The sequence below is a fragment of the Roseateles sp. GW821-FHT09G03 genome, assembly GCF_059416045.1.
This window is the reverse complement of record NZ_JBWKOK010000003.1, coordinates 325,843-341,368: the sequence shown is the minus strand read 5'-3', so window position 1 is coordinate 341,368 and position 15,526 is coordinate 325,843. Positions and strand designations below refer to the sequence as shown.

Genomic DNA, 15,526 nt, shown 5'->3' with positions numbered 1-15,526 from the left:
GTCTCAATGCTCCGCCGGCACATCGAAGGCGCCTCGCAGCCACTCGATGCGGTCGCCGTCGATGGCCACCACGTCGAACCGGCACGGCGGCAGCACGGCCTGCGTCCGCAGGAAACATTGCGCAGCGAAGATCACACGCCGTTGCTTGGCCCGCGTCACGCTGGCCGCCGCGCCGCCATGCGCATCGCCGTCGCGCGCGCGGACCTCCACGAACACCAGCGTCCCGTCGCGATCGCGCAGGATCAGGTCCACCTCGCCGCCGCGCGCGGACGGACCGCGCGCCACCCGATAATTGCGCGCCACCAGCCGCAACCCCTGCCGCCGCAGATGGTCGAGGGCGCGCTGTTCGGCCTCGGCGCCGCGCGCCTGCTTGTCCACGGCCTCCGTGGTGCCCGTGCTTCCCCTGGAGAAATTCTTGACCATGTCGACGTCCCCGTCCGCTTCGCTGATCGCCGCCGCTTCCGCCGCGGCCGGTCATCAGCAACACCCGGGCGGCACGCTCTACGTCGTCGCGACCCCGATCGGCAACCTCGCCGACCTCAGCCTGCGCGCGATCCACGTGCTGGGCCTGGTCGACGCGGTCGCCTGCGAGGACACGCGCGTCAGCGCTCAGTTGCTGCGATGGCTCGGATTGCACAAGCCGCTCGTGGCGCTGCACCAGCACAACGAGCAGCAGGCGGCGGAAGGCCTCGTCGCGCGCCTGCTGGCCGGCGAACGCATCGCCTACGTGAGCGACGCGGGCACGCCGGCGATCTCGGACCCCGGCGCGGTGCTGGTCGCGGCCGCGGCCAAGGCCGGCGTGCGCGTCATGCCGCTGCCCGGCGCCAGCAGCGCGGCGGCGGCGCTCAGCGTCGCCGGCGACGCGCGGGCGCAGGGCTTCCGCTTCGTGGGTTTCCTGCCCACCAAGGCTGCGGAGCGCCGCAGCGCGCTGCAGGCGCTGACCGGCGCGCCGCACAGCCAGGTGCTGTTCGAGGCGCCGCATCGTATCCAGGAGTTGATCGCGCTGCTGGCCGAGCTCGCACCCGAGCAGACGCTGACGGTGTGCCGCGAGGTCACCAAGCAGTTCGAGACCATCCACACCGCGCCCTGCGCGACGCTGCCCGCCTGGATGGCCGAGGACAAGCAGCGCGAGCGCGGCGAGTTCGTGCTGGTGCTGCATGCGGCGCCGGCGGTTTCCAGCGGCGACGGCCTGCCCGACGAGGCACTGCGCACGCTGCGCGTGCTCGTGCGAGACCTGCCGCTGAAGCAGGCCGCGGCGCTGGCCGCGGAGCTCACTGGCGAGTCGCGCAAGGCGCTGTATCAACAGGCGCTCGAGTGGAAGCAGGACGCTGCGGGCGACGAAGATGAGGACGCCTGAAGGGCGATTGGCCCCTCAGGGGATCACGCCCTGATCACTTGCCCGCAGTCTTGTTGTTGTGCTTCGCGCGGCGGATGTCGGCGCTGGCGACGTCCTGCTTGCGCTGCAGTTGGCGGCGTTCCTTCGCGGTGACCACGCCGTCGGACTTGGCCTTGGCTTCGGCGTTGTTAACGTGGGCCTGTTCCTTCTCCAGATGCTGGGTTTCCTTGGCGGTCAACTGACCGGAAGCGGCGCCGTTGGCGATGCGCTGCTGCTGGTTCGCTTCGCGCTGGTCGACGCGGGGCGTCGCGGTCGCGGCGGGAGCCACGGGGGCTGCGGTCTGGGCGAACGCCGAGGCGGCGATCAGGCTGGAGACAAGGGCGATCGACAGGGACATGCGCTTCATCGAGGTTCTCCTTGGGAGGGTTGGCTGCGGTTTTCGTTGCCGCTGGGGAGACAACGACCGTCCACGCGGGCACGGTGACCGGGTCACCGTAAAGATCGGTGAAGCGATTGCTACCGGAGGTCACCATCCCCCCGGGAGGGTCGGTCCCGCCGGCTCCAGGGCGGGCGTCACGGCCGATGCCTACAATCAGCCGATGATTTCGCGCGAACCCACCCTCGCCCGCCTGGTCACCGCCCGTGCCCAGCTGCTCGAACCCTTCGGCCTGACCGATGCGTCGCTCTCGCAGGCCCTGCGCCTGATCACCGAGCACCGCGTCGACGACGCCGACCTCTACTTCCAGACCACCCGCGCGGAGGGCTGGAGCCTGGAGGAAGGCATCGTCAAGAGCGGCAGCTTCTCGATCGACCAGGGCGTGGGCGTGCGCGCCGTCGCCGGCGAGAAGACGGCGTTCGCGTACTCCGACGACATCTCCGAGGCCGCGCTGCTCGACGCCGCCCGCACCGTGCGCGCGATCGCCTCGGCCGGCCAGAGCCGCCGCGTGAAGGTGCCGAGCGAACCGATCGTCTCCGGCAGCCGCGCGCTCTACGGCGACGCCGACCCGATCGCCAGCCTGGACAGCGCGCAGAAGGTCGCCCTGCTTGAGCGCACCGAGCGCCTGGCCCGCGCCAAGGACCCGCGCATCGCGCAGGTGATGGCGGGTCTGGCCGCCGAACACGAGGTCGTCCTGATCGCGCGCGCCGACGGCACGCTGGCCGCCGACGTGCGGCCGCTGGTGCGCCTGTCCGTCACCGTCATCGCCGAGAGCAACGGCCGCCGCGAGGTGGGTTCCGGCGGCGGCGGCGGGCGTTTCGGCCTGGCCTATTTCACCGACGAGATGATCGCCTCCTACGTCGAGCAGGCGGTGAGCGCGGCGCTGACCAACCTCGAGTCGCGCCCGGCCCCGGCCGGCGAGATGACCGTCGTCCTCGGCCCGGGCTGGCCCGGCGTGCTGCTGCACGAGGCCGTCGGCCACGGCCTGGAAGGAGACTTCAACCGCAAGGGCTCGTCGACCTTCTCCGGCCGCATCGGCGAACGCGTCGCCGCCAAGGGCGTGACGGTGCTGGACGACGGCACCATCCCCGACCGCCGCGGTTCGCTCAACGTCGACGACGAGGGCTGCGCCTCGCAGCGCAACGTGCTGATCGAGGACGGCATCCTCAAGGGCTACATCCAGGATGCGATGAACGCGCGCCTGATGAAGGTCGCCCCGACCGGCAACGGCCGCCGCGAGAGCTACGCCCATGTCCCGATGCCGCGCATGACCAACACCTACATGCTGGGCGGCGACAAGGATCCCAAGGAGATCATCGCCAGCATCGACAAGGGCCTGTACGCGACCAACTTCGGCGGCGGTCAGGTGGACATCACCTCGGGCAAGTTCGTGTTCTCCGCCAGCGAGGCCTTCTGGGTCGAGAACGGCAAGATCCAGTACCCGGTCAAGGGCGCGACCATCATCGGCAACGGCCCGGACGCGCTGACCCGCGTCAGCATGATCGGCAACGACATGCAGCTGGACACCGGCGTCGGCGTCTGCGGCAAGGAAGGCCAGAGCGTGCCGGTGGGTGTCGGCCAGCCGACGCTGCGCATCGACGGGCTGACCGTCGGCGGCACGGCCTGACCCCCGCCCGATCGCGACCGAACCACATTCCCACGAAGGATGACTTGCCCGATGTCGGCGATCGAATCGTGCGGCTGTCACCGCACGACGCTTGACGCGCCGCATTGAGCACAGGCACTATTGGTCCCATGCGTTCCGCACCCAAGTTTTATTTTGCTTACTTTTGGTTCTCGCACCGCCCCGGCGGAGGAGAGGCGAACGCATAAGCAGAGCGCCAAAGAATCCTCAAGAAACCGCCGGGCCCACAGCCCGGCGGTTTTTTTTCGGCCGGGCGAAGTGACTACCCAGCAGCCCGTCCACCACGAGAAAGCGTGATACCCATGAATGCCAAGTCGACCAGCCCCTATCCCAGCGCCACGCAGGCGGAGCGCTGGTATTCGCCGCAGGACAAGACCTCCCAGACCGACGACGAACGCATCCTGGACATCACGCCCTTGCCGCCTCCTGAACACCTCATCCGCTTCTTCCCGATCCGTGGCACGGCCATGGAGCAGCTCGTCGTCGGCACGCGCCAGCGCATCCGCGACATCATGCAGCGCAAGGACGACCGGCTGCTGGTGATCATCGGGCCCTGCTCGATCCACGACCCGGCTGCGGCGCTCGAGTACGCCAAGCGCCTGGTGACCCTGCGCGAGCAGCACGCCGACACGCTGGAGATCGTGATGCGCGTCTACTTCGAGAAGCCGCGCACGACGGTGGGCTGGAAGGGGCTGATCAACGATCCCTACCTGGACGAGAGCTACCGCATCGACGAGGGCCTGCGCATCGCGCGCCAGCTGCTGCTGGAGATCAACCGGCTGGGCATGCCGGCGGGTTCGGAGTTCCTGGACGTGATCTCGCCGCAGTACATCGGCGACCTGATCAGCTGGGGCGCGATCGGCGCGCGCACCACCGAGAGCCAGGTGCACCGCGAGCTGGCCTCAGGCCTGTCCGCGCCGATCGGCTTCAAGAACGGCACGGACGGCAACATCAAGATCGCCACCGACGCGATCCAGGCGGCGGCGCGGCCACACCACTTCCTGTCGGTGCACAAGAACGGCCAGGTCGCGATCGTCGAGACCAAGGGCAACCGCGACTGCCACGTGATCCTGCGCGGCGGCAAGGCGCCGAACTACGACGCCGCGAGCGTCGCGGCCGCGTGCGCGGACCTGGCGGCGTCGAAGCTGGACACGCGGCTGATGGTCGACTGCTCGCATGCCAACAGCAGCAAGAACCATGAGCGCCAACTGGACGTCGCGCGCGACATCGCCGCGCAGATCCGCGCCGGCGGCACCAGCATCTTCGGCGTGATGGTCGAGAGCCACCTCAAGGGCGGCGCGCAGAAGTTCAGCCCCGGCAAGGACGATCCCTCGAAGCTGGAATACGGCAAGAGCATCACCGACGCCTGCCTGGCCTGGGACGACTCGATCGAGGTGCTGGATGTGCTCAGCGAAGCGGTCCGCGCCGCACGCACGGAGACCGTCTCGCGCTGATCCTGGCGACCGGTCTCACCGCGTCGGTCTCACCACCGCGGGCTCACCACGACCAGCGCTGGTTCTCCCCGCCGTTGCAGCGATACATGATGACGGCCGTGCCCGGGCGGGCGCGGCCGTTCTCGATGTCGAGGCACTTGCCGGAATCCACGCTGCGGATCTCCCCGCCGCGCGTGCGCCAGCGCTGGTTGGCACCGCCGTTGCACTCGTAGGCCATCACGCGTGCGCCGTCCGAGGTGTTGCCGTTGGCGACGTCGAGACACAGGCCCGAGACGCGCAGCTCGCCGTTGCGGTTCCATTCGAAGCGCTGGTTCCCTCCGCCGTTGCAGTCGTAGACGATGAGGTTGCGGCCGGGGCGCGCGCCGCCTTCGATGTCGAGGCAGAGGCCGCCCTTGCCGCGGATCTGCCGGCTGTTCCAGCCGGGGTCGCCCTGCCAGTCATCGTCGCGGCCCTTGTCCTTGCTGGCAAGCAGCGCGATGCCGGCGATCACCGCCGCAGCCGCCACGGCGGCGCCGACGTTGCTCGAGTTGTCCGAGCTGCCCGCACTGCCGGTGTCGCCCGTGCCGTCAGTTCCAGCCGCCGCGACCGTCACCTTGAACCGCCCCCCGCAGCCGCCGTCGACCCACATCTCCTTGCTGGTCAGATCGAAGCCCCAGGTCCGCCCGAAGCGGCACCCGCCGGCCGTCTGCTGGACGAGTTCCACATCCGTCGCGCCATCCGGCAGCCGGTGGCTCTGATAGCCGCCGCGCGAGTTCAGTTCGATCGTCTGTTCGGCCGCCCGTGCGGGCGCGCCCCCGAGCACGAGCCCGGCCGCGACCGGTGCCGCGATGACGCGCCGCATCCAGCGCGCGCGCTGATCCTGTCGATCTTGCTGACCTTGTTGGCCCATCGTGCCCTCCCGCCTGTCGCTCGATCCGCGCGCCAATCGCACGCGGTTCCGGGCGATGCTAAGGCGGGTCAGGCGGTGACGTCCAGCACGCGCGGCGTCCCGCCGGCGCGGTCGACATGGCTGACGAGCATCGGCCCGAGCTCGACCTGCACGCGCAGGTCCGGGAAGCTGGCTGCCGTGTAGGTGCCGTGCGAGTACGGCGGCGTCTCGACGCGGCTGACCGGCGGCGCTTCCTGGCCGAGCGGGTGACGGCCATAGGTGACGTCGGCGCTGTTCTGTGCGTACATCTCCTTGAGCGGCCCTTCCGTCCCGATGAAGGGGGACAGGCGCAGCACGACGGACGGCGCGGGGCCGTCCAGCATCTCCTGCTGGACTTTCGCGCGGTACTGCTGCAGCGGACTGACGTCGAACGGCGAGGTCCTGAGCGACGTCGCCTGCACTTCCGAAAACTTCAAATCGCCTCGACGGCCACCGCGCCTGCCGGCCGGTCGCCGCCCTCCCTCATGCTCGTCTGTTCGTATCAAGGCGACCGTCTGGGGGTGGCGCTTTAATCAGCGCTCAAGTCCGCGGTCGTCCAGGCCGAAATTGTCCGGGCCGCGGATGACGGCGCCGGGCGTCTGCGCCTTCGCATCGACCGTCAATCGCCCTCGGGGCCCGACTTCGTCGCGTCGACGCCGCAATCCCGTTCGAACAACGATTGCAAGCGGCAACACCTGACCCGCTCTTGAAAAGCGCCCGCCATGCGCGCATCTTCAAGGTCTTGCAGCGAAGCGCCGAGGCGCTCCCCGCCATGACCTTGCTGTTGCTTGCGCTGATCGCGGCGCTGATCTGCTTCTGGCTGATGAGCCACTCCTGGCGGCAGGCGCGCCGTCGCGCGCGGCTGCGCGCCAAGGCCTTCCCCGCCGTGTGGCGGGCGATCCTGCGCCGCAACGTGCCGCAGGTCGCGCGGCTGCCGGCGGACCTGCAACTGAAACTCAAGCGCCAGATGCAGGTCTTCCTCGCGGAAAAATCCTTCATCGGCTGCGCCGGCCAGGTCATCACCGACGAGGTGCGCGTGACCATCGCCGCGCTGGCGACGCTGCCGCTGCTCGGACGCGCCCGCGGCTACTACCCGAAGCTGCACACGGTGCTCGTCTATCCCGGCGCGTTCATCGTCGATCGCGTGCGGCATCAAGGCCCGTTGCAGATGCAGGACCGGCAGGTGCTGAGCGGCGAATCGTGGGGCGAGGGTCAGGTCGTGCTGTCCTGGGACGACGTGCTGAGAGACGCCGCGCAGCCTGAGCGCGGCCACAACGTCGCCGTGCACGAATTCGCGCACCAGCTCGATCAGGTCAAGGGTCTGGCCAACGGCGCCCCGTGGCTGGGCAACCGGGCGCGGCAGGCGCGCTGGGCGGTGGTGATGCAGCAGAGCTTCGACCTGCTGCGGGCACGGCTGGCGGCCGGCGAGCCCGATCCGCTCGGCGACTACGCCGCCACCGAACCGGCGGAGTTCTTCGCTGTCGCGAGCGAACGTTTCTTCGGGCAGCCTTGGGCGCTGGCTCAGGCGCATCCCGCGTTGTACGGGGAATTGCGCCGGTATTACGAGGTGGATCCGATGCTCTGGTCCTGAACGAGGACGGAGCCGTTCATCGACGGGCCGGGAACAGGCCCCTCAGAAGCCCATCTCGGCCAGCAGCGCGTCGACATCGTCCTGCTGCAGCGCCTTGTCCGGCGTCTGCACGCCAGCGAGCTGCTCTTCCACGGCGGCGGCCGCCGGCGCCGCCTGTTCCTGCGCGGCGAGCAGCTGCTGCAGCGGCTCCTCCGCGGGGCGCAGCATGTTCAGCACCTTGTTGATCACCTGGCCGGACAGGTCCTGGAAGTCCTGGGCCATCATGATCTCGGTCTGCAGGCCCTTCACGCGGTCCGCGAAACCGGCGGCGCCCGCCGCATAGGCGGCGCACAGCCGCATCATCGCGCGGGCGCGTTCGACGCTCAGGTCCGGCGCGGCCGCCAGACGCTGCAGCGACTCCGACAACTCATGACCCTGGCGCGCGACCGATTGCGCATCTTCCTGCGCCGACTCGACGATGCCGAGCACCTTGTTGGCGGCCTGGTCGGTCATGCGCTTCACGTAGTCCAGACGCTCGCAGGCATCCGGCAGCTCGTGCGACAGCTTCTGCAATGCCTGATGCGCGGCGGCCGTGAGAGGGGTATCGGCGTGGGTCATGGTGTTCGAACTCGCGAAGGTGGACGCAGGGTCGGCGTTTGGATCCGCGCGGTATGCGCACTGCGCCACTGTCGGGCGCTTCAGGGCGCCCGGGAGGCGTCCTTTTGAGGTGCGGAAATCTTAGTTCTGCAACTGCTGTAACCAACGGAAAGGGTGCCGGGCACCCGTGCATTTTTGGTGAGGAGCCCCGCATTTAAGTCCTGGCCCGAACCGGTCGCCTGTAGCCTTCATCCCGTCCGTCTTCGGTCCGCCCTGCTGGTGTTTGTCTTTGGCAAAGCGATCCGTTTCATGAACATGGCCACCACCCGTCCTTCGTCCGGCTTCAACCGCGCCAACACACGGTCTGGTGCGACGTCTTCGTCGCGCTCTCCGTCGAGCGCGTCGCGTGACGACGGCCGAAGCTTCGCCGCCGCGCCCCGTGCGCAGGCGGCGCCGCCGGCACCGCCGTCCGCGTTGCGCGACGTCAGCGACATCGTGGTCGGCGTGGCGCTGATGCTGGGTGTGCTGTTCGCGCTGCTGATGCTGACGCTGTACACGCGGGATTCGATGGTCATCGGCAAGGCGCTGCAGGAGCAGGGCCAGGCGCGCGGCACCATGATCTGCAAGGACGGGAAGGTCGCTCGCGGCGACGGCTCGCTGCCCGACCGCATCGTCGAGGACGGCGTCTTCGTGTGCACCGACTGGCGCACGCTGCAGGCGGTCGAGCAGGAAGAGTCCGAGCGCGGGATGCGCAAGTACTGACCCCGGAGGGCCGCAGCCTTCAGGACCAGAGGTCCAGCGGCGGCTCGTGCGTCATGCCGCGCAACAGATCGCTGCGCGAGAGAAAGCCGATCAGGTGGCCGTTGTCGTCGCCCACCGGCAAGCCGGGCAGGCCCAGGTCGAGCATCAACTGGGCGGCCTCCCGCAAGGGCGTGTCGGGCTGCGCGACCGGCACCGGCGTCCACATCACATCGTCCACCGCCGCGGCGAGCCGCCGCGCGATGACCATGATCTCCGCCATCTCCTCCAGATCCTCCGCCAGCCCGCGCGTGAGATCGCCGCGCGAGACCAGCCCGCGCACCTCGCCCTGCTCACCGAGCACCGGCGCCTGCGCGACGCCGGCGCGTGACATCGTCCGCATCGCCTGCCGCAGCGACGAGCCCGACATCACGCTGATCAGCTTCCGGCTCATCAGCTGATGCACCTGCGTCAGCGGCACTCGCGTGGTGTCGCCGGCGTAGGCGGCCAAGGCCTCGTGCGCCATGTAGGCCGAGGGCCCGAATCCCGGCGCGCCGCCGACACCGCCGCCAGCCCCCTGCCCCACGCCGGCGAGCACCACCGTCGAAGGCGTGAGATCACCCTGCCGCGCAATCGGCGCCACAGCGCGCGTGCGCGCCACCGCCTGCACCGGAGCCAGATCGCGGACCTGCTCCAGGCCGCCGGTGAGAAGCTTTCCCGAAGTGCCGTAGACGGAGAACATGGCGTCAGGATCTCACGTCGAAAACGCGATGCCCATTGAGGAGAACGCGCACTGCGGCGGTCGCTTTCACGCGGGAGGCCAAGCGCGGGCACTCCATGATGCAGGGGGCATCGCGTCCGCGAACCCCCAGCATCATTCCGGCCCCACTCGCTGTCTCTGCCTGCACGTTGAACTGGCAGTCGCGGGTCATGGCACGGGATACGCCGTCTCGTACTTCACCTCGCGCAGCACCACGTTGCTGCGTACGCTCGCCACGCCCGGCACCCGGAACACCTTGCTCTGCAGGAACTGGTCGTAGGCCTTCATGTCCGGCGCGACGATCTTGATCACGTAGTCGGCCTCGCCAGTGATCGCCTGGCATTCGACGATCTCCGGACTGCCCGCGACCATCGCCTCGAAGGCATCGACCGCGCCCTCGGTGTGCCGCACCAGGCTGACGTTCGCCAGGACGCAGATCGACAGGCCCAGTTGTTCCCGGTCGACCAGCGCCACGTGGCGCTTGATCACGCCGCGCTCCTCGAGCTCCTTGACCCGGCGCCAGACCGGCGTCGCCGACAGACCGACCTTGTCCGCCAGCTGCTGCGTGCTCTGGCGCGCGTCCGCTTGCAAGGCCTCGAGGATCAAGCGCGTCGCCCGATCGAAACGTTCGTTCTCCATATTGGCGATTCCTGAGAATGATCCTGTCGATTCACGCCTCCGCTTTAGTAAACGGAGCAAGAAAGTGCGCATTGTCTCGGAAAGAATCGCCTCATTCATTCTTCTGACAATCCGAGCCGACCGGCCTTGCCTGGTCGGCTCGCCCCATTGGGGAGACAAGCCATGACCGAAGCCAGTCTTGCCGCCGCGCCGGCCTTGCGCCCGTACCAGCTCTCCGACAACCTGGCCGCCAGCGCCGGACCGGTGTTCCTGACCGGCACCCAGGCGCTCGTGCGCCTGTTGCTGATGCAGAAGGCGCAGGACGAACGCCAGGGTCTGAAGACCGCCGGTTTCGTCAGCGGCTACCGCGGCAGCCCGCTGGGCATGGTCGACCAGCAGCTGTGGAAGGCGAAGAAGTTCCTCGACAAGGCGGAAGTCAACTTCCTCCCCGCGATCAACGAGGACCTCGCCGCCACCGCCTGCCTGGGCGTGCAGCGCGTGGCGCTGGACCCCAAGCGCACCGTCGATGGCGTGTTCGCCATGTGGTACGGCAAGGGCCCGGGCGTGGACCGCTCCGGCGACGCGCTCAAGCACGGCAATGTCTACGGCACCGCGAAGCAGGGCGGCGTGCTCGTCGTCTGCGGCGACGATCACGGCTGCGTTTCCTCGTCGACGCCACATCAGAGCGATCTCGCGCTTCAGGCCTGGTCGATGCCGCTGGTGCATCCGGGCAACGTGGCCGAGTACCTCGAGTTCGGCCTCTACGGCTGGGCGCTGTCGCGCTTCTCGGGCGCGTGGGTCGGCTTCAAGGCGATCTCGGAAGTCGTCGAGTCGGGCATGACGGTCGACCTCGACGCCGTGCCGATGGATTTCGAGCTGCCCGTCGACCACACGCCGCCGACCAACCTCCACATCCGTTCCGTCGACCTGCCGTCGCTGGAACTGGAGTCGCGCCTCGCGCACAAGATCGACGCGGTGCTGGCCTTCGCCAAGGTCAACTCGATCGACAAGCACATCGTCGTCAGCCCGCGCGCGTCGCTGGGCATCGTCACGGTCGGCAAGGCGCATTACGACTTCATGGAAGTGCTGCGCCGCCTGGACCTGGACCCCAACGCGCTGGCCGCGGCCGGCGTGCGCGTCTACAAGGTCGGCCTGGTGTACCCGCTGGAACCGACGCGTATCCGCGAGTTCGCGCAGGGACTGACCGACATGCTGGTCATCGAGGAGAAGGCGCCCGTCGTCGAACGCCAGATCAAGGAACTGCTGTACCACCTGCCCGACGCGCAGCGTCCGCGCGTGGTCGGCAAGTCCGATGAACACGGGGCCGCCGTGCTGAGCGCGCTCGGCGAGCTGCGGCCCTCGCGCATCATGCCGACCGTCGCCGACTGGCTCGCGCGACTGAACCCGGCGCTGGACCGGCGCCATCTGGTGGTCGATTTCCTGACGCCCTGCCTGCTGTCCAACAGCGCCGACGCGGTGCGTCGCCAGCCCTACTTCTGCTCGGGCTGCCCGCACAACACGTCGACCAAGCTGCCCGAAGGTTCGCGCGCGCTGGCCGGCATCGGCTGCCACTTCATGGCCAGTTGGATGGAGCGCGGCACCTCGGGCCTGATCCAGATGGGCGCCGAAGGCGTCGACTGGGCGGCGCATTCGCGCTTCACGACCGAGAAGCATGTCTTCCAGAACCTGGGCGACGGCACCTACTACCACTCGGGCTACCTGGCGATCCGGCAGGCCATCGCGGCCAAGGCCAACATCACCTACAAGATCCTCTACAACGACGCGGTCGCGATGACCGGCGGCCAGCCGGTCGACGGCCAGACCTCGGTGCCGCAGATCGCGCGTCAGGTCGAGGCCGAAGGCGTCAAGCGCCTGGTCGTGGTCTCCGACGACATCGAGAAGTACGAGGGCCATCACGGGCTCTTCCCGACGGGGACGACCTTTCACGACCGCTCTGAGCTCGATGCCGTGCAGCGCGAGCTGCGCGAGATCGCCGGCGTCACCGTGCTGATCTACGACCAGACCTGCGCCGCGGAGAAGCGCCGCCGCCGCAAGAAGGGCGAGTTCCCCGACCCCGACAAGCGCATCTTCATCAACGAGTCCGTCTGCGAAGGCTGCGGCGATTGCGGCCAGGCGAGCAACTGTCTGTCCGTCGTGCCGGTGGAGACCGACTTCGGCCGCAAGCGCGTCATCGAGCAGAGCAGCTGCAACAAGGACTTCAGCTGCGTGAACGGCTTCTGCCCGAGCTTCGTCTCCGTGCACGGCGCCAAGCTGAAGAAGCGCGCCGGCGCGGCCTTCGGGCCCGCGGACCTGGCGCGCGAGATCGCCGCGATCCTGCCGCCCGCGCCCTGGGCGTGGACGGGGCCCTTCGACATGCTGGTCACCGGCGTCGGCGGCACCGGCGTCGTGACGGTGGGCGCGCTGGTCACGATGGCTGCGCACCTGGAAGGCAAGCAGAGTTCGGTGCTGGACTTCATGGGCTTCGCGCAGAAGGGCGGCGCGGTGCTGTCCTTCGTGCGCGTCGCGCCGACGCAGGACCTGCTCAACCAGGTCCGCATCGACACGCAGCAGGCCGACGTGCTGCTCGCCTGCGACATGGTCGTGGGCGCGAGCGCCGACGCGCTGGCCACGATCAAGGCCGGCCGCACGGTGATCCTGGCCAACACGCATGAACTGCCGACCGCGGCCTTCGTCCGCAACCCGGATGCGAGCCTGCAGGCCGACGCGCTCATCGCGAAGATGCGCCACGCCGTCGGCGAGGGCAAGGACCTGCTCGCCAGCATCGACGCGCAGGACATCGCCAAGCGCCTGATGGGCGACACCATGCCCAGCAACATCATCATGCTGGGTGCGTGCTGGCAGCGCGGCCTGGTGCCGGTGTCCTTCGAGGCGCTGATGCGCGCGATCGAGCTCAATGGCGTCGCGGTCGAGAACAACAAGACCGCGTTCGCACTGGGCCGTCTCGCGATCGCCGCGCCGGAGGCGCTGCGCCGCCTGGCCGGTGAGCAGCCGGGCTCCGCGGTGCAGTGGTTCAACTTCGACCAGCTCGACGACAAGGACGGACAGCCGGGCCTGGTCTCGCGCCGCAAGGCCTTCCTGACCGACTACCAGGACGCCGCCTACGCCTCGCGCTACGAGGCGCTGGTGCACCGCGTGCGCACTGCCGAGTCCGCGCTGGGCGAGGCCGGCAAGGGCCTTCGCCTGACGAAGGCCGTCGCGCGTTACTACGCCAAGCTGCTCGCCATCAAGGACGAGTACGAGGTCGCGCGCCTGTACACCGACGGCAAGTTCGAAGCCGCGCTGAAGGCGCAGTTCGAGGACTGGGACCACCTCAGCTTCCACATGGCGCCGCCGCTGCTGTCGAAGCCGGGCGCCGACGGCCGCGCGAAGAAGATCGAACTGGGCTCGTGGACCTTCAAGGCGCTGAAGACGCTGGCGAAGTTCAAGGGCTTGCGCGGCGGCGCGCTCGACATCTTCGGCAAGACCGAAGAGCGCCGCATCGAGCGCCAGCTGGTCCGCGACTACGAAGCCCTCGTCGACGAGCTGCTGGCGCATCTGAGCGCGGACAAGCTCGACGTCGCCATCAAGCTCGCACGCCTGCCCGAAGGCATCCGTGGCTACGGCCACGTGAAGCTGGCGAACGTCGTCACCGTGCGCGCGCAGTGGAAGGATCTGCTCGATCGCTTCCACGGCCGTGCGGTCGAGGCGCCCATCGCCGTCGTGCCACTGACGAAGGCGCCCGAACGGGTGAAGGGCGTGGCCGAACTCTGACGGTGCGGCGCGCCTACAACTGTGAAGTAGCGCAAAGGCCACTGGACACGGTCGACACGGGGGCGGCATGCTTGTCGCATGTCACCCTCGACACCGATCCCTTCGTCGACCGCAGTGCCGGCGACGGCATCGCCCCTCGCGCTCCGGCGCCGCTCGCTGCTGCTGGGCGCGACGGCCTCCGCTGCGCTCGCCGCGTGCGGCGGGTTGCCCTCCGCGCCCGACATCCCGATGGACGCGTCGCAGCGCCTGCGTGCGGCCAACCGCATCGGCTGGGGCGCGACGCAATCGCAGTTGGGCGAGATCGAGCGCGTCGGCTGGGGCCGTTACGTCGAACGTCAACTCAAGGCCGATGCAAAGGCGACGATGCCCGCGCCCGTCCAGGCCCGCATCGACGCGATGGGCATCAGCCAGGGGGACCTGTCCTCTCGTGTGTGGGCGGCGGAATCCTTCCGGCGCAACGGCGACAACAAGGTCGCGACAGAGGAAGAGCGCGTCGCGGCGCGCAAGGCCTATCAGGACGCGCAGGGCCTCGCGGCGCGCGAGACCGGTGAACGCCAGCTGCTGCGCGAGCTCTACGCCGAGCAACAGCTGCTTGAACAGCTGTCGTGGTTCTGGTTCAACCACTTCAACGTGCACCAGGGCAAGCGCGACATCCGGCTGATGCTGGCCGACTACCAGGACCGCGCGCTGCGCCCGAATGCACTGGGCTCATTCCGGAAGATGCTGGGCGCGGTCGCGCGGCATCCGGCGATGCTGCGCTACCTGGACAACGACCAGAACGCCGTGCGCGCGATCAACGAGAACTACGCGCGTGAGCTGCTCGAGCTCCACACCCTCGGCGTCGACGGCGGCTACACGCAGCGCGACGTGCAGGAGCTGGCGCGTGTGCTGACGGGCTTCGGCGTGCGCGTCGATCCCGATCCGGCGAAGGTCGCGCCGCGCGTCGAGGGGCTCTACAAACGCGACGGCCTGTTCGAGTTCCACCCTGGCCGGCACGACTTCGGCGACAAGCAGCTGCTGGGCCGCACGATCAAGGGCCGCGGCGCCGATGAACTCGACGAGGTGCTGGACCTGCTGGTCGCGCAGCCGGCGACCGCGCGTTTCGTCTGCGGCAAGCTAGCGGTGTTCTTCCTCGGCGAACAACCGCCGCGAGACGTCGTCGACGCGATGGCGGCTGCCTTCCTCAGAACGAAGGGCGACCTGCCGGCCACGCTGCGCCCGATGCTGTACGCGCCGCAGTTCGCGTCGGCGGAGACGCCGCGGTTCAAGGATCCGCACGTCTACCTGCTCTCCAGCCTGCGCGCAGGTTTCGAACAGCGTGAACTGCAGAACGCGCAGCCGCTGCAGAACTGGCTGCGCCGCCTCGGACAGGGTCTCTACGACAAGCAGACGCCAGACGGCTATCCGCTGACGGCGGACGCCTGGAACAGTCCGGGCCAGATGACCTTGAGATTCGAGGTGGCGCGTCAGATCGGTGGCGGGGCGGTGGCGCTGTACCGGCCCGAGGGCACGACCACGCCAGTGCCGATGCCGGACCTGCAGCCGCTGCGCGCCCGTGTCGAGCCGACGCTCGCGCCGGCGACGCGCACGGCCCTTGCCCAGACCACGACGCCGCAGCAATGGCTGACGTTGTGGCTCTCCAGTCCTGACTTCATGTATCGCTGACCATGGACCGACGACATCTTCTTCGAACG

Annotated in this window: 14 protein-coding genes; 7 read left to right on the top strand and 7 right to left on the bottom strand. The window is 68.9% G+C overall.

Features of this window, described 5'->3' with window-relative positions:
* Positions 1-3: 3 nt before the first annotated feature.
* Complete coding sequence (locus tag AC07OZ_RS13720; RefSeq protein ID WP_495467654.1) at positions 4-423, bottom strand: YraN family protein; 420 nt, start codon at positions 421-423, stop codon at positions 4-6.
* Here AC07OZ_RS13720 and rsmI point away from each other — a divergent pair.
* On the top strand, positions 422-1,357 hold the full coding sequence (gene rsmI / locus AC07OZ_RS13715) for a 16S rRNA (cytidine(1402)-2'-O)-methyltransferase (RefSeq protein WP_495467653.1): 936 nt from the start codon (positions 422-424) through the stop codon (positions 1,355-1,357). The two genes, AC07OZ_RS13720 and rsmI, sit on opposite strands and share 2 nt — an antisense overlap.
* Before the next feature lie 34 nt (positions 1,358-1,391).
* On the opposite strand, the gene AC07OZ_RS13710 is transcribed toward rsmI, so the two are convergent.
* The gene (locus tag AC07OZ_RS13710; RefSeq protein WP_495467652.1) at positions 1,392-1,742 is read right to left on the bottom strand and encodes a hypothetical protein; all 351 of its coding nucleotides are present in this window, start codon (positions 1,740-1,742) and stop codon (positions 1,392-1,394) included.
* Positions 1,743-1,935: 193 nt separating this feature from the next.
* Here AC07OZ_RS13710 and tldD point away from each other — a divergent pair, with 193 nt between their 5' ends.
* On the top strand, positions 1,936-3,399 hold the full coding sequence (tldD, locus tag AC07OZ_RS13705) for a metalloprotease TldD (RefSeq protein WP_495467651.1): 1,464 nt from the start codon (positions 1,936-1,938) through the stop codon (positions 3,397-3,399).
* A 320-nt stretch (positions 3,400-3,719) separates the two neighbouring features.
* Positions 3,720-4,871, top strand: a complete 1,152-nt coding sequence (locus AC07OZ_RS13700) for a 3-deoxy-7-phosphoheptulonate synthase (protein WP_495467650.1) — start codon at positions 3,720-3,722, stop codon at positions 4,869-4,871.
* Positions 4,872-4,914: 43 nt separating this feature from the next.
* On the opposite strand, the gene AC07OZ_RS13695 is transcribed toward AC07OZ_RS13700, so the two are convergent.
* Together AC07OZ_RS13695 and AC07OZ_RS13690 are read right to left on the bottom strand one after the other, a co-directional pair.
* Positions 4,915-5,760: a lectin gene (locus AC07OZ_RS13695; protein WP_495467649.1), complete on the bottom strand. Its 846-nt coding sequence runs from the start codon at positions 5,758-5,760 to the stop codon at positions 4,915-4,917.
* Between the two features lie 68 nt (positions 5,761-5,828).
* On the bottom strand, positions 5,829-6,215 hold the full coding sequence (locus AC07OZ_RS13690) for a hypothetical protein (RefSeq protein ID WP_495467648.1): 387 nt from the start codon (positions 6,213-6,215) through the stop codon (positions 5,829-5,831).
* Between the two features lie 335 nt (positions 6,216-6,550).
* Here AC07OZ_RS13690 and AC07OZ_RS13685 point away from each other — a divergent pair, with 335 nt between their 5' ends.
* Complete coding sequence (locus AC07OZ_RS13685) at positions 6,551-7,369, top strand: M90 family metallopeptidase (protein ID WP_495467647.1); 819 nt, start codon at positions 6,551-6,553, stop codon at positions 7,367-7,369.
* A 42-nt stretch (positions 7,370-7,411) separates the two neighbouring features.
* Here AC07OZ_RS13685 and AC07OZ_RS13680 read toward each other — a convergent pair whose 3' ends face one another.
* The gene (locus AC07OZ_RS13680) at positions 7,412-7,966 is read right to left on the bottom strand and encodes a protein phosphatase CheZ (RefSeq protein ID WP_495467646.1); all 555 of its coding nucleotides are present in this window, start codon (positions 7,964-7,966) and stop codon (positions 7,412-7,414) included.
* Positions 7,967-8,254: 288 nt separating this feature from the next.
* On the opposite strand from AC07OZ_RS13680, the gene AC07OZ_RS13675 reads away from it, so the two are divergent.
* The gene (locus AC07OZ_RS13675; protein ID WP_495467645.1) at positions 8,255-8,707 is read left to right on the top strand and encodes a hypothetical protein; all 453 of its coding nucleotides are present in this window, start codon (positions 8,255-8,257) and stop codon (positions 8,705-8,707) included.
* A 19-nt stretch (positions 8,708-8,726) separates the two neighbouring features.
* On the opposite strand, the gene AC07OZ_RS13670 is transcribed toward AC07OZ_RS13675, so the two are convergent.
* Both AC07OZ_RS13670 and AC07OZ_RS13665 read right to left on the bottom strand, forming a co-directional pair.
* Positions 8,727-9,425: a CBS domain-containing protein gene (locus AC07OZ_RS13670; protein WP_495467644.1), complete on the bottom strand. Its 699-nt coding sequence runs from the start codon at positions 9,423-9,425 to the stop codon at positions 8,727-8,729.
* A gap of 186 nt (positions 9,426-9,611) precedes the next feature.
* Entirely contained in the window at positions 9,612-10,082 is a 471-nt protein-coding gene (locus AC07OZ_RS13665) for an Lrp/AsnC family transcriptional regulator (RefSeq protein WP_067277870.1), read from the bottom strand.
* 162 nt (positions 10,083-10,244) lie between these two features.
* Here AC07OZ_RS13665 and AC07OZ_RS13660 point away from each other — a divergent pair, with 162 nt between their 5' ends.
* Together AC07OZ_RS13660 and AC07OZ_RS13655 are read left to right on the top strand one after the other, a co-directional pair.
* A complete protein-coding gene (locus tag AC07OZ_RS13660) occupies positions 10,245-13,832 on the top strand; it encodes an indolepyruvate ferredoxin oxidoreductase family protein (RefSeq protein WP_495467643.1) in 3,588 nt (1,195 codons plus the stop codon).
* Positions 13,833-13,910: 78 nt separating this feature from the next.
* Entirely contained in the window at positions 13,911-15,497 is a 1,587-nt protein-coding gene (locus AC07OZ_RS13655; RefSeq protein ID WP_495467642.1) for a DUF1800 domain-containing protein, read from the top strand.
* Positions 15,498-15,526 lie beyond the last annotated feature (29 nt).